Source organism: Bradyrhizobium sp. UNPF46 (assembly GCF_006658625.1).
Classification (GTDB): domain Bacteria; phylum Pseudomonadota; class Alphaproteobacteria; order Rhizobiales; family Xanthobacteraceae; genus Bradyrhizobium; species Bradyrhizobium nitroreducens.
The window spans coordinates 162,751-184,511 of sequence record NZ_LFJB01000002.1; the positions used below are offsets into that span (position 1 = coordinate 162,751).

Consider the following 21,761-nt stretch of genomic DNA (forward strand, 5'->3'; position numbering starts at 1 on the left):
GCGCTGGCCACTACACGACCTTGCTGCTCCCTTGCGTGATCAACCGCGCCGCGCGCTGGTCTCGGGCGTAGATCCAGAGCCAGCTCAAGGCGACGCTGAGGCGATGGCGCAGGCCGATCAGGAAGTAGATGTGGGCGATGCCCCAGATCCACCATGCGATGGTGCCGCGCAGCTTGACCTTGCCGAAGTCGATCACCGCCAGGCGCTTGCCGATCTGGGCGAGGCTGCCGGCGTGCTTGTAGCGGAACGGGCCGGTCGCGGCTCCGCGCAGGCGGGCCTTGATGGTCTCGGCGACATGGCGGCCCTGCTGCTTGGCTGCCGGCGCGATGCCGGGCACCGGCTTGCCGTTCCAGGCGTTGATGCTGGTGGTGTCGCCGATCGCAAAGATCTCGGGATGGCCTGGAATGGTGAGGTCGGCCTCCACCTGCACGCGTCCGGCGCGGTCGGCGGGAGCACCCAGCCATTCGGCGGCAGGTGAGGCGCGGACGCCGGCAGCCCAGATTCGCGTCTTGGCTTCGAGCAGCTTGCCGCCGAACACCACGCCCTCGCGATTGATCTCGGTGACGGCCTGTCCCAGCACGACCTCCACGCCGATCTTTTCCAGCGAGGCCTGCGCGTAGGCGGAGAGATCGTCGGGAAAGCCGGCCAGCACGCGCGGTCCCGCCTCGATCAGCACGACGCGCGCCTTGTGGGTGTCGATGTTGCGGAAGTCGGCGGGCAAGGTGTGATGCGCCATCTCGGCGATGGTGCCGGCGAGCTCGACGCCGGTCGGGCCGGCGCCGACGATGACGAAGGTCAGCCGCGCCGCGCGCCTGGCCGGATCGGTCTCGCGTTCGGCGCGCTCGAATGCCACCAGGATGTGCCGGCGCAGCGTGGTCGCGTCCTCCAGCGTCTTCAGGCCGGGCGCCCATTGCTCCCATTCGTCGTGGCCGAAATAGGCGTGGCGCGCGCCGGTCGCCAGCACCAGCGTGTCGTAGGGCACCTCGCTGCCGTCGTCGATCTGCACGCAGCGCCTGTCGGCATCGACGCCGCTCACGGTCGCAAACAGCGTCGTCACCTCACGGCGGTCGCGCATGAGATGGCGGATCGGCCAGGCGATCTCGCTGGTGGCGAGCGAGGCGGTCGCGACCTGGTAGAGCAGCGGCTGGAACAGATGATGGTTGCGGCGGTCGATCAGCGTGATCTCGACCGGGGCGCCGGCAAGCCGGTAAGTCGTCTCCAGCCCGCCGAAGCCGGCGCCGACGATGACGACGCGATGGGGATGTGCGGCCATGATACGCCCTCGAATCTCGCTGCTGCTCTTCCTCATTTAAGTGCGGATCGGGCGTCGCGGTCCAATAGAGGCCATCAATCGCGACATAGGCGGGGCGTATCGATCCGGCGCGAGAAAGCGCCGCAGGCCTGATCGGGCCTTGGCCGAAGGAGTAGCATTATATTTCTTGCCATCTCCGATCGGGGCGAAATATGGTGCAGGGGCAGGCGCTGAGCCATTGGCGGCTCGACAGATTTTGCGTTCAATAGAGAAGGCCCGGGGCGGCGATCACCCCGCTTGCGGGCTCAATCATAAGGAGGGGAGTGATTATGAAAACGGCATTCTGGCTGGCGGGCGCAGCGGCGCTGGTGCTGGCGAGCCCGGCTTTCGCCGGCGACACCATCAAGATCGGTTTCGTTTCGACCTTTAGCGGCCCGACCGCCGTGATCGGCAACGACATGCGCAACTCGTTCGAGCTCGCGCTTGACCACATGGGCCGCAAGATGGACGGCAAGCCGGTCGAGGTGATCTACGAGGACGACGGCCAGAAGCCTGACGTCGGCAAGCAGAAGACCGAGAAGCTGGTGCAGTCCGACAAGGTCGATTTCATCGTCGGCTACATCTGGTCGAACGTGCTGCTGGCCTCGCTGAAGACGGCCGTGGATTCGCAGACCTTCCTGATCTCGGCCAATGCCGGCCCGTCGCAGCTCGCCGGCGAGCTGTGCAGCCCTTACGTGTTCTCGACCTCCTGGCAGAACGACCAGACGCCCGCCGCGATGGGCCTCTACATGAACCAGAAGGGCGTCAAGAGCGTGTTCCTGATCGGCCCGAACTACGCGGCCGGCAAGGACATGCTCGCGGGTGTGAAGAGCACCTTCAAGGGCGAGGTCAAGGGCGAGGAATACACGGTGTGGCCGAGCCAGCTCGACTTCTCCGCCGAGCTCTCCAAGGCGCGCGCCTCGGGCGCGGAGTCGATCTTCGTGTTCTATCCGGGCGCGGCCGGCGTGCAGTTCCTCAATCAATATGCGCAGGCGGGCCTCAAGAGCACCATGCCGCTCTACACGGCGTTCACCGTCGACGAGCTGTCGCTGCCGCTGCAGAAGGACAACGCACTCGGCGTGCCCGGCGCGCAGGAATGGGTCAACGACCTCCCCAACGAGCAGAACAAGCGCTTCGTCGCCGACTACCGCAAGAAATATCCTGGGCTGCGTCCGACCTATTACGGCGCGCAATCCTATGACGCGGCCCAGCTCATCAACAGCGCGGTGGTCGCGGTGAAGGGCGACACCAGCAAGAAGGACGCGATGAAGGCCGAGATGGAGAAGGCCAACTTCAAGTCGCTGCGCGGTGCGTTCAAATACGGCAAGAACCACATCCCGGTGCAGAGCTTCTATCTCCAGGACGTGGTCAAGGACGGCGAAGGGCAGCTCTCGCTGAAGACGGTCGCGACCATCGTCGAGAACGACCAGGATCGCTTCCACGACAAGTGCCCGATGAAGTAGCCGCAAGCGACGTTGCCCCTTCTCCCCTTGTGGGAGAAGGTGGCGCGAAGCGCCGGATGAGGGGTATCTTTCCGCGAAGCAACTTCTATCGTGTTCGCGGAGAAATACCCCTCACCCGTCTCGCCGCTATCGCGGCGAGCCACCCTCTCCCACAGGGGGAGAGGGGAAGCAGCGGCTACACCCGCGGCATGCTCGCCGGCCGCACCTCGCGGGACTGCGCTGCGAGCCTGATGCCGGCGTTCGCCGCACCGAACCCCTGATAATTCCTGCGCTCGACGATCTCGAAGAAGAAGCGCTCGTCGAAGATGTGGGTGTAGACCTGGAAGAATTCGCCGTCGCCCTCGCGGTCGTAGAGGATGTGGTTGGCGCGAAGCTGCGCCATCAGCTCGGGCGCGAGGTCGTATCTGGCTTCGATGTCGTCATAGTAGTTGGCGGGGATATCGAGAAAATCCGCGCCGCGCTTGCGCATCTCGGCGACCGTCGTGAAGATGTCTTCGCACGCAAAGGCGACGTGCTGCACGCCCGAGCCGAAAAACTCCGAGATGAAGCGCGCCGGCAGCGTGCGGTTGGCGGAGGAGCCGTTGAGCACGAAGCGCAGGCTCTGGTCGGCATTGACGATGGCCTGGCTCTGCACGAGACCTCTGGGATCGGCGATCTCCATCTGGGGCAGGCGCTTGAGGTCGAGGATGCCGGTGTAGAAAAGCAGCCAGGACAGCATCTCGTCATAGGGCATCGACTGCGCGATGTGGTCGACGGCGAGCAGGGCGTCCGCGCTCGCATCGCCAGGGACAGGCTCGAAATCGGTGTCCCAGTTCTTGCCGGCCTGATCGAGGAAATAGAGCAGACTGCCGCCGACGCCGTGGATCGCGGGAATCTCCAATTCCCCCGGGCCGACCGGCTGATAGAAGGTGCGCGCCTTCAGCATCTCGGCGCGCTGCATGGCAAGGCCGGCATTGTCGACGTCGAGCGCGATGGCGCAGACGCCGGGGCCGTGCGTGACATAGTGCGAATGGGCAAAGCCGTCGGTCTCGCTGTTGATGACGAGCTCGACCTTGCCCTGCGACCAGCGCTCCACCGCCTTGCTGCGATGCGCGCCGGTCTTGCGGAAGCCGAGTTGCGAGAACAGGCAGCCGAGGTCGCCGGCTTTGCTCTCGTTGACGGCGAACTCGACGAAGCCGGTGCCGCGGCTCTTCGCCTTCGGTGCCAGCGGCTCGGCGGCAAATTTCGGCCAGTCCGGCGCGAGCTGGTCCTCCAGCAGGATCAGCGAGCGCAGGCCGTCGAGCGCGGTCTGCGCGGCCGAGCCGGCGCGGAACTGGTCGTTGAAGATCTCCAGCGACAGCGGCCCGGCATAGCCGGTCGCAGCGACCGCCGCCATGAACTCGCCGACCGGCAGATCGCCCTGGCCGGGGAAGGAGCGGAAGTGCCGGCTCCAGGACAGGATGTCGAGCTCGAGCTTCGGCGCGTCGGCAAGCTGCACCAGGAAGATCTTGTCGCCGGGGATCGAGGCCATCGCGCGCACCGGAAAGCCGGGCGCCAGCGCGTGAAAGCTGTCGAGGATGATTCCGATCGCGGCATGATCGGCGCGCCGCACGATCTCCCAGGCGTCGCGATAGTCGTTGACATGGCGGCCCCAGGCCAGCGCCTCGTAGCCGACGCGTAAGCAGCGCTTGGCTGCGCGTTCGCCCAGCTCGCGAAAATCCTCCGCGGCGCGGTCGATGCCGCCAAGCGAGGCGGGCGAGACGTTGGAGCAGATCAGCAAGAGATCGGTGCCGAGCTCCTGCATCAGATCGAACTTCCGCTCCGCGCGGGCAAAATTGCGCGCGCGCTGCGGCTCCGGCATGCCCTCGAAATCGCGGAACGGCTGGAACGCCGAGATCTTCAGGTTGAGGTCGCCGCAGAGCTTTGCGATGTCGCGCGGACCCGCGCCGAACGACAGCAGATCGTTCTCGAAAATCTCGACCTCGTCGAAGCCCGCGGCGGCGATGGCGCGGAGCTTTTCGTCGAGTGTACCTGAGAGAGAGACGGTCGCGATCGAGCGCTTGTTCATGCTGCCTGCTCCATGATCCGCCCCGGTGAAATTGTCTGGCCCGTGCGCGCGGCCTCGCTGACGGCTTCGACGACGGCGAGCGTTCCCATTGCATCCTCGGCCGTGATCAAAGGCCGTTCCTGGCCCCTGACGACCGCGCAGAAATGACGGAGCTGCTCGACCAGCGGATCGAGCGCGAGCGGTGCGATGGTTCCGCGCGACAGCGGCGCATACCAGCCGGGCTGCTGTGTGTAGGACCACAGCTCCATATCGGGCACGGAAAGCGATCCCTCGGTGCCGGAGAGGATGTAACAGGGCTGGTCCTGCTTGGGGTACGCAGCGTTCTCGCCCGATGTCAGCTCCCAGCTCCACGGCGCCGGCGTCGCATCCGACACAGTCACCGTCCCCAATGCGCCACGCTCAAAGCGCAGCAGCAGCGCGGCGGTGTCCTCGACAGCGAAGCCGCGCACCTTGTTCGAGGTCAGCGCCTGCACCTCGGCGATCTCGCCGCAGATGAAGCGGAGATTGTCGATGTCGTGGATCAGGTTGATCAGCAGCGGTCCGCCCCCCTGCTCGCGGCGCCAGGCCACCTCGAAATAGTCGTCGGGCTTTTTCAGCAACCACAGCCCGACCACGGCGGTGAGCGGGCCGAGCTTGCCGTTCGCCACCGCTTCGCGCGCGGCCTTGATGATCGGATTGTGCCGGCGGTGATGGCCGACCAGCATCGGAACGCCGGCCCGCTCGACGGCGGCACAAAGACGCTGCGCGTTGACGACCGTATCGGTCACCGGCTTTTCGATCAGCGCAGGGACGCCGGCTGCCGCGCAATCGAGCGCCATCGGCAGGTGCAACATGTTGGGCGAGGCGATGATGAGACCGTCGGGCTTTTCCTGCGCCAGCAGCGCGCGGTGATCGGCGTAGCAGGCAGTTTTGCGGGCTTGCGCATAGTCCTGCGCAGCAGGCGAGGGGTCGGCGATGCCGGCGAGCTCGCAGTCCGGTGACGCCGTGATCAACTCGATATGGCGGCGGCCGATCAGGCCGGCGCCGGCGACGGCGATGCGCAGTCGCGCGCTCATGCCGCGCTTTCCTCCATGGCGCCGCCGAGGAAGAGCTGACCGATGCGGGGGTCGTTCAGGATGCGCCTGGCATCGTCGACCATGCGGGTCTGGCCGAGCTCGAGCACGATGCCGATGTCGGAGATTTCCAGTGCCGAGCGCGCGTTCTGCTCGATCATCAGGATGGTGACGCCGCGATCGCGCAAGCTCTTGAGGATATCGAAGGTCTGCTGCACCATCAGCGGCGACAGGCCGATCGAAGGTTCGTCGATCAGGACCAGCTTCGGCTCGAGCAGCAGCGAGCGGGCGATCTCCAATTGCTTCTGCTCGCCGCCGGAGAGCGTCGAGGCCTGCTGCGCGGATTTGCGGCGCAGCGCCGGAAACAAATCCAGCGCCGCCTCGATCCGCTTCGGCAGGTCGAGTCCTTTCCCGGCCGAGACGCCGCCAAGCTCGATATTGCTGCGGACCGACAGCTCGGGAAAGATGTTGCGGCCCTGCGGCACGTAGCAGATGCCGGCATTGAGCAGCGCGCGCTGGCTCAAATTCGTGACGTCGCGGCCGGCAAAATTGACCTTGCCTTCGCGCAGCTTCAACAGGCCGAAGATCGCCTTGAACACGGTGGACTTGCCGGCGCCGTTCGGGCCGATGATGGTGGTGATGGTGGCCTGCGGTACGGAAAAGCTCGTGCCGTTCAGGATCGTCATCTTGCCATAGCCGCCGACGAGATTGTGAACCGAGAGGATTGGCTCGCTCATGATCTTGTCCTCAATGTCCGAGATAGGCTTCGATCACCGCCGGGTTCTTGCGCACCTCATCCGGGCGTCCCATCGCCAGCACCTTGCCTTCCGCCATCACCATCACGCGCGAGCACAGCGACATCACGAACTCCATGTTGTGCTCGATCACGACGAAGGTGGCGTTCTTCTCGCGGTTGATCGCGACCAGCCGGTCCTTGAGATCCGCCAGCATCGACGGGTTGACGCCGCCGGCGGGCTCGTCCAGCAGCACGAGGCGCGGGCCGCCCATGAAGGCCATGGCGGCATCGAGCAGCTTCTGCTGGCCGTAGGAGAGGCCGCCGGCCGGCTCGTCGGCGAGATGGTCGAGCTTGAAGAAGCCGATCATCTGGTTGGCGGCGTCGGTCAGCCCGGCATCGGAGCGGCCGACCAGGCGCGAGGCCATGTTGCCCTGGTGCTCCTGCCCGGCGAGGATCAGGTTCTCGCGCACCGAGAGTTTTGGGAACACCTGCAGCAGCTGGAAGGTGCGGCTGACCCCGAGCTTGTTGAGCTCGGCGGGACGCAGGCCCGTGACGAGCTTGCCGTCGAGCTTCACTTCGCCGCCTGATGGTGTGAGCTGGCCGAGGATGCAGTTGAACAGGGTGGACTTGCCGCAGCCGTTCGGGCCGATCAGCCCGAGGATCTCGCCCTCGCGCACGTCGAAGGAGACGCCGTCGACGGCGTGGATGCCGCCAAAGTTCTTCTTGATGTCGGTGACTTCGAGGACCGCACTCATTGCGCCGTCTCCAGTCGGGATTTTGCGACGGCGCGCAGCGCGGACGCCGCCTTGGTGCGGCGCTCGGCGAGATAGCGGTCGAGGATTCCCAGAATGCCCGTCGGCGACCAGATCAGAAGCCCCATCACCGCCACCGCGTAGAGCATCAGATAATAGCCCTCGGTGAAGCGCAGCCATTCCGGCAGCAGCACCGCGATCATCGCCCCTAGGAACGGGCCGAAATAGAAGCCGGCGCCGCCGACGATCACCATCATCAGCAGGTCGAGCGAGAGCGACAGGTTGAACGGCACCGGATCGATATATTGCGTCAGCGGCGCGTAGAGCGCGCCGGCGACGCCGCCGAGCGCCGAGCCGATCGCGAACGCCATCAGCGTATAGCGGCGGGTGTCGATGCCGAGCGATTGCGCGCGCAAGGGATTCTCGCGCAGCGCCATGAAGGCGCGGCCCCAGGGCGATCGGATCAGCCACCACACCGCGAGCGACACGATCGCGAGCGAGCCGAGGCAGACATAGTAGAACGGCAGCGGCTTGTTGGTGGCGATCCCGAGGACGTGCGGGCGCGGGATGTTGGAGATGCCGTAGATGCCGCCGGTGAGCCAGCTCTCGTTCCGGAACACCAGGAAGGCGAGGGTCGAGAAGGCCAGCGTGACGAAGGCGAGGTAATGGTGCTGCACGCGCAGCGCCGGATAGCCGAGCACCCAGCCGACCGAAAAGCTCAAGGCGATCGCGACCAGGATTGCCGCCGGCAGCGGCCAGCCATGGGTGGTCATGATCGCCGCCGCATAGGCGCCGATGCCGACGAAGGCGCCCTGCGCCAGCGAGACCTGGCCGGCGTAACCGAGCGTGAGGTTGAGCCCCATCGCAGCGATGCTCATCACCGCCCATTGGCTGAGGATGAACAGGCCGTAGCGGTTGAAGTTCATGGGCACGATGATCAGGCCGGCGATGACGGCAAGGCCGAGCGCGATCTTCAGGGGTTTGCCGAAACCGCTCATACGGTGCGCTCCTCGGCGCGGCCGAGCAGACCTTGCGGCCGGAACAGGATGACGGCGATCAGGAAGATCATCGGCACGGCGGCGCGATATTGGGTGGAGACATAGGCGGCCGCGAGGTTGTCGAGCACGCCGATCAGCAGGCCGCCGGCGATCGCGCCGCGCACCTGGTTGAAGCCGCCGACGATCGCCGCGATGAAGGCGGCTTGGCCCAGCACCTCGCCGGAGGAGAATTTTGCCAGATAAATCGGCGTGATCAGCAGCGAAGCGAGGGCGACCAGGAAGGCGTTGATCAGGAAGGTCAGCAGGATCATGCGCTCGACCGGCACGCCGATGATGCGCGCCACGGTCGGATTTTGTGCGGCCGCCTGCATCTGGTGGCCGAGCGAGGTGCGGTTCAGCAGCGTGGTCAGGCCGAGCACCGCAAGAATGGCGACGACGAGCACGCCGATGCTCTGCAGCGACACCGCATGGCCGAAGATGGAGACGTCGCCGGTCGGCACGATCGAGGGGAAGGGCGAGGCTTCGGCGCTGAAGAACTGCTTGACCGCTTCCTTGATGCCGATCGCGAGCGCCATGGTCGCGATCGCCAGCGGCAGCACGCCGTGGCGCATCATGGGGTCGACGAGCAACAGCTTGAAGCCGAGCCCGAGCAGGATCATCGACAAGAGGATGCCGAGGATGATCGCGAGCCAGAACGGCGCGCCCGCATGCATCGCCGCCAGCATCAGGAACGCCGGCAGCATCACGAACTCGCCTTGCGCGAAATTGATGGTCTGCGAGGTCTGCCACAGCAGCGTGAAGCCGACCGCGACCAGCGCATAGATCGCGCCGGTGGCAAGTCCGGCGACCAGAAGATCGAACAGATTGGACATGTTCCCCTCTCTCCTCTCCCTCGCCCCGCTCTCTCGTCTCCCTCGCCCCGCTTGCAGGGAGAGGGCGGGGTGAGGGGGAGTCTCCGCAAGGACGGTGACAGTTGGACTCGCGGAGAGTCCCCCTCACCCGCCGCGCTTTGCGCGTCGGCCTCTCCCCGCGTGCGGGGAGAGGCGAAGATCACTTCACCTTGGGCAGCACCTGCTTCACGACCTGCTTGCCTTCGACCACCTCGACCAGAAAACTCTGGCGGTCGATGTCGCCGGTGTCGCTGAAGGTGACGTCCATCAGGATGCCCGGCTCGTCGGCGGCCTTGATGGTGAGGCCGTGCAGCGTGTCGGCGAATTTCTTCGGGTCGACCTTGCCCATCTTCTCGGTGGTGGCCTTCACCATGTAGACGGCGAGATAGCCCTTCAGGCCGTTGTGATCAGGGACGTAATTGTACTTCTTGGAAAACTTCTCGCGGAATTGCTTGACCAGGTCGACAGGGGCATCGGTGGTGAGGCCGACATGGCCGCGCGCGCCGTTGGCGGCGTCGCCCGCGAGCTCGATCACCTTCTGGCCGATCAGCGTGGTCTCGCCCATCAGCGGCGCATTGACGCCCTGGCGCTTCAGCTCTTTCAGGATGCGCGCGCTCTCTTCCTCGTTCAGATAGACGAACACGGCGTCGGGATTGGCAGCTTTGATCTTGCCGACGTCGGCGGCGAAGTCCGCCTGGCCGGCTTCGGTCGAGAGGTCGGCGACGACCTTGGAGCCGAGCCGTTCGAGCTCCTTGGTCACCATGTCACGTCCGCCGCGGCCGAAATCGTTGTTGACCCAGACCACCGCGACCGTCTTCGCCTTCATCTCGTCGTGAATGTATTTCGCGACCTTCGGCATCGAGGATTGCTGGCCGAACGAGGTGCGGAACAGGAATTTGTTGCCGGCCTGCGTCAGCTCGGCAGCTTCGCCGCCCATGATCTGCGCGATGCCGGCTTCGGCCGCGAGCGGGGCCGTCACCTTCACCGAGCCGGAATAGCCGGGCCCGAGCAGCACATAGGGCTCGGCATCGAGCGCCTTCTGCACCTGGGCGCGCGCCACGCCCGGATTGGACTGCGAGTCGGCATGGGTGACTTCGAGCTTGCGGCCGAGCACGCCGCCCTTGGCGTTGATCTCCTCGATCGCGAGATCGATGCCGTTCTTCCAGTTGGTGCCGACGGTGGCGCCGCCACCGGACAGTTCGGCGACGTCGGCGAGCTTGATCGCCTGGGCGTGAACGCTGGTTGCAGCTGCGAAGGCAAGCAGGGCGCCTGCCAGAATAGTCGTCTTCATGGTCTCTCCTCCCATTTTCTCTGATGTGCTCTGCGGCCTTGTGTCCGGCCGCTTCGGTTACGCTGCGTGATAGGCCGCGCTTCGTGCCGCCATCACCTCGTCGAATGCCTTTCCCATCACCTCGGTCGATGCGGCAAGGCCCGTGAACAGTTCGAAAGCGTCGGCCGCCTGATAGATCGCAAGCTCCCGCCCGGTCATGATCTGTGCGCCCTTGGCCTGGGCCGCCGCCAGCAGGGGCGTGATCAGAGGCGAATAGACGGCATCCGCCACCCAGAGTTTTTCATGCAGCAACGCGGCGGCGACCGGCATGCCCCGGTTCGGCAGCATGCCGACCGGCGTGCCGTTGACGAGGCCGGTTGCGCCGCTTAGCGCATCCTCGACGTTTGCTGCGATCCTCGCGCCACCAAGCGGTGCCAGCAGGGAGACGAGTGTCGCGGCGCGCGCCGGCTCGCTGTCGAAGATGCGGATGTCGGAAACCTTCAGGCTCGCCAATGCAAAGGCGATCGCCTTGCCGACGCCGCCGGCGCCGATCACCGCGACGGCGTTCCCGGCGGGTGCCAGCAGCGGCGCCACCGCGCGGGCAAAGCCTGTCGTGTCGGTGTTGTGGCCGATCAGGCGGCCGTCTTTGACCACGACGGTGTTGACCGCCCCCATCGCGGCCGCGCCGGGCGCCAACTCGTCGAGCAGCGGGACGACCGCTTCCTTGTAGGGGTAGGTGACGTTGACGCCGGCAAAGCCGAGCCGCCGCACGCCCTCCAGCATCAGGCTGAGGCCGGCCGCGTCGGCGCCGGCCACCTCGATCAGCTGATAATGGCCGCGCAGGCCGAGCGCCTCGGCGGCGCGTTCATGCATGGCGGGCGATGCGGAATGCGCGATCGGCGCGCCGATCAGGCCGGTGAGGAGCTTCTTGCTGGCGGCGTATCCGCGCTTGGACATGGTTCGCTATCGTCTCAAAGGGAACGTTCGGTCCCGGTCATTAGCGGGGAAACCCGCAGAATTCCAAGGGGGCTTCCAACCCCGACGATAGCCTGTCCCTGGGCTAACACAATTACCCATTTATCCGGCAAACCTAACATCATGTTATTTCTTTCGGCCGCGCGCCGGCGCGGCCTTGCCGCTGCCGCCCGGCGCGGCCTTGCCGCTGCCGCGGGACGGCTCGACCGCGCGCATCTCGGCGCGCAGCGCCTCGATGAACGCTTCGGCATGCAGCGACAGCGGTGCGCCGCGCTTGACCGCGATGTAGGTGTCGAACCGCGTCGGCTCGGCGATCTTCAACAGCTCGATCCCGGGATAGCCGCCATGGGCCACGGTGAACTGGTCGATGATGGCGATGCCGAGCCCCGCCTTCACCAGCGCGCAGACCGTGGTGCCGAAGCGCGCGCGGATGGTGATGTTGTAGTCGAGCCGGTGGCGCGCGAAGATCTCGGCCATGATCCGGCCGTAGGGATCGTTGGGATCGATGCCGATCAGCGGATAGCGGGTGATCTCGGCGGCCGAGACCTGCCTGCGGCCGGCGAGCTCGTGGCCCGGCGGCACGATGCAGTACAATTCGCCCGAGGCGAGCGGCATGAAGTCGAGCGCGGAATGCTCCAGCCGGTAGCTCATCGCCACGCACTCGCCGCGGCCGAGCATGAGGTAGTCGATGGCCTCCTCGAGCTTGAGGATGTTGATGTCGATGCCCAAATCAGGATAGCGGCGGCGGACGCGCTCGATCGCGCGCGGCACCATCACCTGCGAGATGCTGGGGACCGAGCCGATGCGCAATTCCGAGAGGCCGCCGCGGCCGATCTTGGAGATGATCTCGGAGAGATCGTCGACCTTCTTGTAGACGCCGTTGATCTGCTCGAAGATGTTCTCGGCTTCCGGGGTCGGGAAGTAGCGCCCGTTCTGGCGCTGGAAGAAGCGGATGCCGAGCGAACGCTCGGTGTATTTGACGAGGCGGCTGATTCCGGGCGCCGAGACGTTGAGCAGCTTGGCCGCGCCGCCGATGGTGCCCGTCACCATCACGGCGCGGATCACTTCAACCTGGCGCAGTGTCATCATGTCCTGGGCATCCGAGCGAGATCTCGCGGGGATCATCTCACGAGAGCCGTGATGTCATCCAGCGGCAAGTGTGGGCGATGTGGACGGAGGCGGCGCCTTTCCTCGCCCCTTGTGGCAGAGGGTGGATCGCCGCGATGGCGGCGAGACGGGTGAGGGGTCTTGATCCGCGCGCAATCTCTTCCAATGGAATTCGCCGAAGCAACCCCTCATCGGGCGCTTCGCGCGGCCTTCTCCACAAGGGGAGAAGGAAAGATGAATTTCCCTGCTAGAGTGTTTCGACTACAGTCCGCGCGTTCGCGTGGAAGTGCGGCATGGTTGCGCGATCCGTTGCGTCGGCGTCGTTTGCTGCAACTGCGTTCTAGCTCGCCGGGCCTTCGGGCAAGAGGCTGTCAACCAGCTCCGCGCGCTCGCTTTGCAGCACCTCGCGCGCGAACTCGATGATCTTCTGCTTGTTTGCCGTGTCGCGGACGGCGAAAAACACGCGGTTCAATTCCAGGCCGAGCACGCTGTTGAGGGCGATGTCCTCGTCTTGCATTTGGTTTTCCCGCTGCGGACGCGTTCAGGTGTATCGTGACGTCAATTCTGCCACAAGTAGTTTAATTCTTCAGGCCCAGAAGAGCACCGGGAAACTACGGTCGCAGCGAATTGAGGCAGCCCCCGAATACGTGCTATAGGGGGCGGTGTGGGTCAGGAAACGCACCGATGTCCGCCGTAGATTATGGCCGGGAGGCGCTCGACTTCATTGAAGGGCTGGGGACCTATCGCAAGGTGCCCGACGCCATGCATGCGCTCGAAACGGCGTTCGGTCGCTTCGGCTTCGAAACCATCATTGTGACGGGATTGCCCAATCCCGACCAGCGGTTTGCGCAGATGGTGCTCGCCAAGCGCTGGCCGGCGGGCTGGTTCAGCCTCTACACCCAGAACAATTACGACCGCTTCGATCCCGTGGTGCGGCTGTGCCGGCAATCGGTCAATCCGTTCGAATGGTCGGAAGCGCCCTATGATGCCGAGCTCGAGCCTGAGGCGGCCGAGGTGATGAACCGCGCCGGCGATTTTCGCATGTCGCGCGGCTTCATCGTGCCGATCCACGGTCTCACCGGCTATGAAGCCGCGGTATCGCTCGGCGGCGTTCATCTCGACCTCAATCCGCGCAGCAAGCCGGCACTGCACCTGATGGCGATGTATGGCTTCGACCACATTCGCCGTCTGTTCGAGCCGGCGCCTCATCAGTCGACGCGTCTCACTCCGCGCGAGCGCGAGGTGATCTCCTGGGCCTCGCAGGGCAAGTCGGCCTGGGAGATCGGCGAGATTCTGCACATCACGCAACGCACCGCCGAAGAGCATCTTGCAACTGCCGCGCGCAAGCTCGGCGCCGTCAACCGCACGCATGCGGTGGCGCTGGCGATTCGGAACAAGATCATCAATCCGTAAGCGCCGTACTGGGAAATTTCCCAATATCGAATCCGGCACTTTTCGCGGAGTCTGCCCCCGTTTGAGGATGAATGGGGGTTATTATGATTCACGCAATTTCTGCCGTAAATCGACATCTTTATGAAGACGTGATCGAGCAGCATTACCGGCTGCGTCACGATGTATTCGTCGAGGAGCGGCGCTGGGAGACGCTGCGCAGGCCGGATCGCCGCGAGATCGATTCCTATGACGACGAGGATACGGTCTACCTGCTTGCGCTGGAGGGGCGCCGCGTCATCGGCGGTCACCGGCTCTACCCGACGACTAAGCCCTCGATGATGAGCGAGGTGTTCCCGCATCTGGCGTCGGTGCGCGGCTGCCCCGCGGACCCGCTGGTCTGGGAATGGTCGCGCTACTTCGTCGTGCGCGATCGCCGCGACGGCACGCTCAATCTGCAGCTGATGGCGGCGGTGCAGGAGTTCTGCCTCGCTCAGGGAATCGCGCAGGTCAGCGCGATCATGGAGACCTGGTGGCTGCCGCGCTTCCACGAGGCCGGCTTCGTGGTGACGCCGCTCGGCCTGCCCGCGCTGGTGGAGAATGCGTGGACCATGGCGGCGACGATCGACATTCGTCGAGAGACGCTCAATGCCCTGCACGATCGTATCGGCATGACTTCGGTCGTGCGCCAGGACGGCCCGCGTCTGGACGCCGTCGCCCGTGCCAACCTCTGCGGCGCCGCTGCCGCGCAACGGAAGAGTGCCTGAGATGTCGAACATGATGCGGGACAGCCAGATCATGGCGCAGACCAGGGACGAGAATCTCGGCTACATGTCCGACATGGCGCTCGAGCTGGCGCAGATGGCGGAAGACCAGGGGTTGGCGACGCTCGCCTATCTGTTCCGGATGGCGGCGCTGGAGGCCTCGACGGCCAACAGCGTGCTCACCGATCCGGGCGACCTGCCCGAGCAGATGACGTCGCACTAGACGCCGCTCTTCGCTCCAACACATTGCGGCACCCTCTCCCCGGCAACGGGGGGAGGGTGAGCGTTTGGGTGCGGCAGGTTGCCCCAGCCGGCACGGCAGCCTTCTTGCAAGGCCGTCTCGACCGCATGCACCCGCATGCAACAAAGTGCATGTTTGGTGTCGAATCGCTCTTGCCTCGGAACGATACTGCCATTACCCATTTTTCCGCCTTGAAGAGGCAGGGGGAGCTCTTTCACTGATGGCGACCGTGTTCGAACATCGGCGCGACACCGCGTGCGCCTGAAAGAGTCTTGATGCTGCTCGTCGTCGAACAGTTCCTGAACGGATTGCAGTTCGGCCTGCTGCTGTTCCTGCTCGCCGCCGGCCTGACGCTGGTGTTCGGGATCATGGATCTCGTCAACCTCGCGCACGGCTCGCTCTACATGATGGGCGCCTATTTCGCCGCGACCTTCGCGGCCTGGACCGGCAGCTTCTTAGCTGGCGCGCTGCTGGCGCTGGGCGCCACATTGATCCTCGGCATCGTGCTCGAAATGTCGGCGCTGCGGCATCTCTACGGGCGAGATCATCTCGACCATGTGCTCGCGACCTTCGGCCTGATCCTGTTCTTCAATGAAGCCGTGCGGCTGATCTGGGGCCCGGCCGGCCTCGCGCTGCCGCTGCCGGCCTGGCTCACCGTGCCGGTGCCGATCCTGCCCGGCATTCACTATCCCGCCTATCGGCTCGCCATCATCGTCGTGGCGCTGCTGGTCGCGCTGCTGCTCTATCTCGGCGTGATGCGCACCCGGATCGGCATGCTGATCCGCGCCGGCGCGTCCAACCGCGAGATGATCGGCGCGCTCGGCATCAACATCAAGCTGCTCTACACGCTGGTGTTCGGCCTGGGTGCCGCGCTTGCCGGGCTTGCCGGCCTGATGCAGGCCCCGATCCTCACCGTGCAGATCGGCATGGGCGAGAACATCCTGATCCTCGCCTTCGTCATCATCGTGATCGGCGGCATCGGCTCGATCCGCGGCGCCTTCCTGGCCGCGATCTTCGTCGGCATGATCGACACGCTCGGCCGCGCCTTCCTGCCCAATTTGCTGCGGCAGGTGCTCAGCGGCGCCGCCGCCTCCACCGCCGCTCCCGCACTGTCGTCCATGCTGATCTACCTGCTGATGGCGATCGTGCTGGTGGTGCGGCCGGAGGGGCTGTTTCCGGCCAATCGTCGATGAAGAGTCTGAGCGTGAGCAAGGCCGTCACGGCCCTGATGCTGGCGGGCCTCGTGCTGCTGCCCCTCTACTCGCAGCTGTCCGGCAACATCTTCATCCTGACGCTGTTCACCCGCATCGTCATCCTGGCGCTGGCGGCGGCGAGCCTCAATCTCATCATGGGTTTCGGCGGCATGATGAGTTTCGGCCACGCCGCCTATCTCGGCATCGGCGGTTACGCCGTCGGCATGCTGGCGCAGGAAGGCGTCGGGTCCGGCTGGGTACAGTTCCCGGTCGCGCTGGCGGCCTCCGCCATTTACGCCCTCGTGATCGGTGCGCTCTCCTTGCGCACCCGCGGCGTCTATTTCATCATGATCACGCTGGCCTTCGCCCAGATGGCCTATTACGTCGCCTCTGGCCTTGCGCGCTACGGCGGTGATGACGGCCTCACCGTCTACAAGCGCAGCGACTTCTCCGGGCTGATCAACCTGGGCAACCGCACGCAGTTCTACTATCTCTGCCTCGCCTGCCTGCTCGGCGTCATCTTCCTGATCTGGCGCATCGTCAACTCGCGCTTCGGTCTCGTCGTGCAGGGCCTGCGTTCGAACGAGCAACGCATGCAGGCGATCGGCTTTCCCGCCAAGCGCTACCAATTGGTCTGCTTCGTCATTTCAGGGACGATGTGCGGCCTTGCCGGCGCGCTGCTCGCCAACAACACCGACTTCGTCAGCCCGGCCGTGATGTATTGGACCCGCTCCGGTGACCTCATGGTGATGGTCATCCTCGGCGGCATGGGCACGCTGTTCGGCCCGGTCATGGGCGCGGTGGTGTTCCTGCTGCTGGAAGAGTTCCTGTCGCAGATCACCGAATATTGGGCGCTGATCATGGGTCCGCTCTTGCTGCTGATCGTGCTGTTCGGCCGCGGCGGCATCATGGGCATGCTGGGGAGGGCTGGCCGTGGCTGAACCCCTGCTCCGCGTCGAAAAGCTGGTGCGCCGCTTCGGCGGCATCATCGCGACCGACAACGTCTCGCTCGACGTCGCCAGCGGCGAGCTGCACGCCATCATCGGCCCGAACGGCGCCGGCAAGACCACGCTGATCAGCCAGCTCACCGGCCATCTGGCGCCGCATTCCGGCAGCGTCCGGCTTGCGGGGCGCGACATCACTTATCTTCCGGCCTATCGCCGCTGCGCGCTCGGCCTTGCGCGTTCGTTCCAGATCACTTCGCTGCTGCTCGACTTCACCGCCGCGGACAATGTCGCGCTGGCGGCGCAGGCCCATGCCGGCACCTCGTTCCGCTTCTTCGCCGACGCGCGGAAAGAGAAAGGCTTGCGCGATGCCGCCCACGCCGCGCTCGACCGCGTCGGCCTCGCCCATCGCGCCGACGTGCTGGTGTCGAAGCTCAGCCATGGCGAGCGGCGCCAGATCGAGCTTGCGGTCGCGCTCGCGAGCAAGCCGAAATTGCTGCTGCTTGACGAGCCGATGGCCGGTCTCGGCGTCACCGAATCGCAGAGCATGGTGAAGCTGCTCCAGGAGTTGCGCAAGGAAGTCTCGATCGTCCTCGTCGAGCACGACATGCCCGCGGTGTTCGCGCTCGCCGACCGCATCTCGGTGCTGGTCTATGGCCGCGTCATCGCCTCGGGCGATCCCGCCGCGATCCGCGCCAACGAAGACGTCAAGCGCGCCTATCTCGGCGACCAGCACGTGGTGACGCATCATGGCTGACACGCTGCTCGACGTCGACGGCATCGAGACCTGCTACGGCCTGTCCCAGGTGCTGTTCGGCCTGTCGCTGTCGATCAAGCCGGGCGAGATGGTCTCGCTGATGGGCCGCAACGGCATGGGCAAGACCACGACCATCCGCTCCATCATGGGCCTGACGCCGGCGCGCGCGGGCGCGATCCGATTTGCCGGCACCGAGGTGCGGCAGCTGCCGTCCTACCGGATCGCACAGCTCGGCGTCGGCCTGGTGCCCGAGGGACGCCAGATCTTTCCGAACCTCACCGTGCGCGAGAACCTGGTCGCGGCTGCGGCGGATCGCTTCAACAGCAACAACCCCTGGACGCTGGCTTCCATCTACGTGCTGTTCCCGCGCCTCGCCGAGCGCGCCGCCAACATGGGCAATCAGCTCTCCGGCGGCGAGCAGCAGATGCTCGCGATCGGCCGCGCGCTGATGACCAATCCGAAGCTGCTCATTCTGGACGAAGCGACCGAAGGCCTCGCGCCGCTGATCCGCGAAGAGATCTGGCACTGCCTGTCGCTGCTCAAGAGCCGGGGACAGTCGATCCTGGTCGTCGACAAGAACGTCGACCATCTCGCCCGCATCTGCGACCGCCACTTCATCATCGAGCGCGGCAAGACGGTGTGGAGCGGCACCTCGGACGAGCTGATGGCCGAGCCGGATCTGCAGCATAAATATCTGGGAATTTAGCAGTCTCTCTCAATATCGTCATGGCCGGGCTTGTCCCGGCCATCCACGCCTCGCTGCGCGACACGAAGAACGTGGATGCCCGGGACAAGCCCGGGCATGACGCCGACGACGTAGCCGTCAGAACACCTCGAAATACTCGCGATGCTCCCAATCCGTCACCTCGCTCAGGAAGCGGTCGATCTCGGCGTTCTTGATGTGGGTGTAATAGTCGACGAATTCCGCACCCAGCTTTTCGCGAAAGAACGGATCGTCCTTCAGCGCGCTCACCGCATCGCGCAAACTCTTCGGCAGCAGCGGCGCCTTGGTCTCGTAGGGCGTGTCGGCGGACGGGCCGGGATCGAGCTTGCGGTCGACGCCGTCGAGGCCAGAGAGAATCTGCGAGGCCATGTAGAGATAGGGATTGGCGGCGGGCTCGCCGATGCGGTTCTCCAGGCGCGTTGCGGCATCGCCGGCGCCGCCGAGCACGCGGATCATCACGCCGCGATTGTCGCGGCCCCAGAGCGCGCGGTCCGGCGCCAGCGAATAGGAGCGGTAGCGCTTGTAGCCGTTGATGGTCGGCGTCGTGAACAATGTGGATGCGCGGGCGTGGTCGAGCAGGCCGGCGAGATAGGCCTTGCCGAATGCGCTGAGCGGCTCGCCGCCGTCCTTCGTCATGAACAGGTTCTCGCCGCTCGTACGCGAGACGATCGACTGGTGCAGGTGCCAGCCGCTGGCGAACACGTTCGGCAGCTTCGGCCGGCACATGAAGGTGGCGTGATAGCCGTGGCGCCGCGCGATCTGCTTCACGGCGGAGCGGAACAGCACCATGTTGTCGGCGGGTTCGAGGCCCTTCTTCGGCGCGAAGGTGAATTCGCACTGGCTCGGGCCGAACTCGACCTCGACCGAGCGCAAGGGTAGGCCGAGCGCGACGATGTCGCGGCGGAGAATCTCCAGCACCGGCTCCATCTGATCGAAGCGCTGCTCGGTGAGATATTGATAGCCGTGGCTGAGCAGGCTGACCGACGGCGGCGTGCCCGGCTGTCCCGCGTCCTCGGGGCGCATATGCGCATCGTCGAGCTTGAAGATATGGAATTCGACTTCGAGCCCCGCGACGAAATCGTGGCCGCGGCTTGCGAGTTCGTCGATCACCTTGCGATAGAGCGAGCGCGTCGCGAACGGCACCGGGCGGCCGTCTTGGAAGTAGAGGTCGCACAGCACCCAGCCCGTGGTCGGTGCCCACGGCAAGACGCGAAACGTGGTGGGATCAGGCACCATCACCACGTCGGCCGCGCCCTCCATCTCCTTCATGCCGAAGCCGCCGCCCGCGGTGAACACCGGAAAGACCGTGCGGTGCGAGGTGTCCTTGGCCAGCATGGTGGTGGTGATGGAGCAGCCGCTCTCCAGCGAAGCGATCGCCTCCGAGGCGATGATGGTCTTGCCTCGCAGGATGCCGTGCTGGTCGGGGAAGGCGAGGCGGATGACCTCGAGGTTCTTCTCCTCGACGATGCGGCGCATCCGCGCCGCCGCGTCCCTCTGCTCATCCGACCACAGCGCATGACGCGCGACGAAAGTCACTTTGATTGCTCCTCGCTGCTTGTCATTCCGGGGCTCGCGAAGCGAGAACCCGGAATCCCGAGGTTCCGGGTTCGATGCTGGCGCATCGCCCCGGAACGACGGTACCTATATCACTCCGCCGCCGTCAGCTTGTGCACGTTGTCCGCGATCTCCTTCGGCACCGGCGCTGTCCACGGCGCGCCGCGGCGGCGCTTGACGTCGACTTCCATCCAGTAGAGCTCCCAACCCTGGGTCGGCCCGATGCCGTCCATGGTCGCTGGTCCCTGAATGCTGCGTGCCCTGCTGTCATCCAAAAACAGCATCGGCTTCTCGCCGCCCTGGACCTTCTCGATCTCCTGCCGCAGCAGGCGGCGATACTGCACGATCGCCTTGTCGCTCGAACCGAGATGCTCCTGGGTGCGGTCCTGGATCGCGCCCATTGATTCCACCGCCCACTGGTCGTGGACGTTGATGTCGTTGCCCATGCCGGTATAGGTCGCGGTCTGCTGCTCGTGCGGATCGAAACCGTAATCGTTGGCTCGGTTCTTCCGCGACTTGTAATCCGGCAGCTCATAGAGCTCGAGCCGCTGGTCGCGCATCTTCTGCTTGTCGACCGGCTTCGAATAACTGGTGAAGATCGCGTACCAGTAGCAGTTCTCGTCGTCGACCGGCACGTGCCATTGCGTGATCGTCATCTCCGTGCTCATGGGGATGACGAAACCGTGCGGGAACAGCTGGTTGGTGACGCGCACATGGGTGCGCTCCTCGTCGATCTCGCGCAGCGCGATCAGCCGCAATCCGTATTCGGTGTGCTCGACATTGATGATGGGACGGTCGTATTCGCGCAGGATCTTCGTCATCGGCAGGTCGCTTCCCGCCGAGGCGCCGCGAAACTGCTTGCCATAGGCGGTGGAGGTGTCCTCGTCCTCGAAGAAGCGATGCAGGTAGGACGCGTGCGCGGGATCGATGCCGACCTCAAGCGCCTGCAGCCAGTTGCAGGCCATATGACCCTTGAATGCGAAAGTATGCGTGCCGGGCGCGATGAAGCAATCGATCTCCGGGAACGCCGGAGGTTCGCCCTCGCCGAGATAGGCCCAGAGGATGCCGCTCTTCTCCACGACGGGATAGGAGCGCTGGCGGATGTTCTGGCAGAGTTTCGAATCCTTCGGCTCGGCCGGCGTCTCGATGCACTGGCCGGTGGCGTCGAACAGCCAGCCATGGAAGGCGCAGCGCAGGCCGCCATGCTCGAGCCGTCCAAAGGCGAGGTCGGCGCCGCGATGGGCGCAATGGCGATCCATCAGGCCGTAACGTCCGGTCTCGTCGCGAAACAGCACCAGGTTCTCGCCGAGCAGTCTGACGGGACAGATCGGCCGCGCGCCCTGCAGTTCGTCCACCAGCGCCGCCGGCTGCCAATAGCTCCGCATCAGCTTCCCGCAGGGGTCCTTCGGCCCGGTGCGGGTGATCAGGTCGTTCTGCTCCTGGCTCATCATGGCGGTCGCATCCTTCCTTGATCGAACAAGTCGAGGGCCAGTGCACTCTTCGCCTCTCCCCGCGTGCGGGGAGACGCCGGATTGCATCGACGATGCAATCCGGGTGAGGGGGACTCTCCGCGAGGGCAGCTGTCACCGTCCCGGTGGAGACTCCCCCTCACCC

21 protein-coding genes are annotated in these 21,761 nt (G+C 65.3%); 8 read left to right on the plus strand and 13 right to left on the minus strand.

The features are described 5' to 3' along the window. Window positions 1-10 precede the first annotated feature (10 nt). Window positions 11-1,273, minus strand: a complete 1,263-nt coding sequence (locus UNPF46_RS01200; RefSeq protein ID WP_181769723.1) for an NAD(P)/FAD-dependent oxidoreductase — start codon at window positions 1,271-1,273, stop codon at window positions 11-13. Between the two features lie 308 nt (window positions 1,274-1,581). Here UNPF46_RS01200 and UNPF46_RS01205 point away from each other — a divergent pair, with 308 nt between their 5' ends. Next, a complete protein-coding gene (locus UNPF46_RS01205; RefSeq protein WP_100179518.1) occupies window positions 1,582-2,754 on the plus strand; it encodes an ABC transporter substrate-binding protein in 1,173 nt (390 codons plus the stop codon). A 175-nt stretch (window positions 2,755-2,929) separates the two neighbouring features. Here the strand turns inward: UNPF46_RS01205 and UNPF46_RS01210 are convergent, their stop codons facing one another. From UNPF46_RS01210 to UNPF46_RS01255, 10 genes are all read right to left on the minus strand, one after another. Continuing rightward, complete coding sequence (locus tag UNPF46_RS01210) at window positions 2,930-4,801, minus strand: bifunctional sugar phosphate isomerase/epimerase/4-hydroxyphenylpyruvate dioxygenase family protein (protein ID WP_142248758.1); 1,872 nt, start codon at window positions 4,799-4,801, stop codon at window positions 2,930-2,932. Further along, window positions 4,798-5,856, minus strand: coding sequence for a Gfo/Idh/MocA family protein (locus UNPF46_RS01215; protein WP_142248759.1), 1,059 nt, complete (start codon window positions 5,854-5,856; stop codon window positions 4,798-4,800). The genes UNPF46_RS01210 and UNPF46_RS01215 overlap by 4 nt, the downstream gene beginning before the upstream one ends. Next, a complete protein-coding gene (locus UNPF46_RS01220) occupies window positions 5,853-6,590 on the minus strand; it encodes an ABC transporter ATP-binding protein (protein WP_142248760.1) in 738 nt (245 codons plus the stop codon). The genes UNPF46_RS01215 and UNPF46_RS01220 overlap by 4 nt, the downstream gene beginning before the upstream one ends. 10 nt (window positions 6,591-6,600) lie before the next feature. Next, window positions 6,601-7,344 (minus strand): ABC transporter ATP-binding protein, encoded by a 744-nt coding sequence (locus UNPF46_RS01225; RefSeq protein ID WP_142248761.1) that lies wholly within the window; start codon window positions 7,342-7,344, stop codon window positions 6,601-6,603. Then, on the minus strand, window positions 7,341-8,339 hold the full coding sequence (locus UNPF46_RS01230; protein WP_142248762.1) for a branched-chain amino acid ABC transporter permease: 999 nt from the start codon (window positions 8,337-8,339) through the stop codon (window positions 7,341-7,343). Before UNPF46_RS01230 ends, UNPF46_RS01225 begins: the two co-directional genes overlap by 4 nt. Then, window positions 8,336-9,211 carry a branched-chain amino acid ABC transporter permease gene (locus tag UNPF46_RS01235; protein WP_100179512.1) on the minus strand — a complete coding sequence of 292 codons (876 nt, stop codon included), beginning with the start codon at window positions 9,209-9,211 and terminating at the stop codon, window positions 8,336-8,338. The genes UNPF46_RS01230 and UNPF46_RS01235 overlap by 4 nt, the downstream gene beginning before the upstream one ends. 178 nt (window positions 9,212-9,389) lie before the next feature. Then, on the minus strand, window positions 9,390-10,520 hold the full coding sequence (locus tag UNPF46_RS01240) for an ABC transporter substrate-binding protein (protein ID WP_100179511.1): 1,131 nt from the start codon (window positions 10,518-10,520) through the stop codon (window positions 9,390-9,392). A 57-nt stretch (window positions 10,521-10,577) separates the two neighbouring features. Continuing rightward, window positions 10,578-11,456 carry a shikimate dehydrogenase gene (locus UNPF46_RS01245; RefSeq protein ID WP_100179510.1) on the minus strand — a complete coding sequence of 293 codons (879 nt, stop codon included), beginning with the start codon at window positions 11,454-11,456 and terminating at the stop codon, window positions 10,578-10,580. Window positions 11,457-11,600: 144 nt separating this feature from the next. Beyond that, entirely contained in the window at window positions 11,601-12,563 is a 963-nt protein-coding gene (locus UNPF46_RS01250) for a LysR family transcriptional regulator (protein ID WP_100179509.1), read from the minus strand. Between the two features lie 358 nt (window positions 12,564-12,921). Further along, on the minus strand, window positions 12,922-13,098 hold the full coding sequence (locus UNPF46_RS01255; protein WP_142248763.1) for a hypothetical protein: 177 nt from the start codon (window positions 13,096-13,098) through the stop codon (window positions 12,922-12,924). A gap of 167 nt (window positions 13,099-13,265) precedes the next feature. On the opposite strand from UNPF46_RS01255, the gene UNPF46_RS01260 reads away from it, so the two are divergent. The 7 genes from UNPF46_RS01260 to UNPF46_RS01290 all read left to right on the plus strand — a co-directional run bounded on the left by UNPF46_RS01260 (window position 13,266) and on the right by UNPF46_RS01290 (window position 18,575). Then, entirely contained in the window at window positions 13,266-13,994 is a 729-nt protein-coding gene (locus UNPF46_RS01260) for a helix-turn-helix transcriptional regulator (RefSeq protein ID WP_142248764.1), read from the plus strand. Window positions 13,995-14,077: 83 nt separating this feature from the next. Beyond that, window positions 14,078-14,737 carry an acyl-homoserine-lactone synthase gene (locus UNPF46_RS01265; RefSeq protein WP_181769724.1) on the plus strand — a complete coding sequence of 220 codons (660 nt, stop codon included), beginning with the start codon at window positions 14,078-14,080 and terminating at the stop codon, window positions 14,735-14,737. Between the two features lies 1 nt (window position 14,738). Further along, window positions 14,739-14,957: a hypothetical protein gene (locus UNPF46_RS01270; protein ID WP_100179505.1), complete on the plus strand. Its 219-nt coding sequence runs from the start codon at window positions 14,739-14,741 to the stop codon at window positions 14,955-14,957. Window positions 14,958-15,250: 293 nt separating this feature from the next. After that, a complete protein-coding gene (locus UNPF46_RS01275; RefSeq protein ID WP_100179503.1) occupies window positions 15,251-16,168 on the plus strand; it encodes a branched-chain amino acid ABC transporter permease in 918 nt (305 codons plus the stop codon). After that, window positions 16,165-17,109, plus strand: coding sequence for a branched-chain amino acid ABC transporter permease (locus UNPF46_RS01280; protein WP_142248766.1), 945 nt, complete (start codon window positions 16,165-16,167; stop codon window positions 17,107-17,109). Before UNPF46_RS01275 ends, UNPF46_RS01280 begins: the two co-directional genes overlap by 4 nt. Further along, the gene (locus UNPF46_RS01285; RefSeq protein ID WP_142248767.1) at window positions 17,102-17,869 is read left to right on the plus strand and encodes an ABC transporter ATP-binding protein; all 768 of its coding nucleotides are present in this window, start codon (window positions 17,102-17,104) and stop codon (window positions 17,867-17,869) included. Before UNPF46_RS01280 ends, UNPF46_RS01285 begins: the two co-directional genes overlap by 8 nt. Next, window positions 17,862-18,575, plus strand: a complete 714-nt coding sequence (locus UNPF46_RS01290; RefSeq protein ID WP_100179500.1) for an ABC transporter ATP-binding protein — start codon at window positions 17,862-17,864, stop codon at window positions 18,573-18,575. The genes UNPF46_RS01285 and UNPF46_RS01290 overlap by 8 nt, the downstream gene beginning before the upstream one ends. Before the next feature lie 117 nt (window positions 18,576-18,692). Here the strand turns inward: UNPF46_RS01290 and UNPF46_RS01295 are convergent, their stop codons facing one another. After that, on the minus strand, window positions 18,693-20,129 hold the full coding sequence (locus UNPF46_RS01295; protein WP_142248768.1) for a glutamine synthetase family protein: 1,437 nt from the start codon (window positions 20,127-20,129) through the stop codon (window positions 18,693-18,695). A gap of 110 nt (window positions 20,130-20,239) precedes the next feature. Continuing rightward, entirely contained in the window at window positions 20,240-21,598 is a 1,359-nt protein-coding gene (locus UNPF46_RS01300; RefSeq protein ID WP_142248769.1) for an aromatic ring-hydroxylating dioxygenase subunit alpha, read from the minus strand. Window positions 21,599-21,761 lie beyond the last annotated feature (163 nt).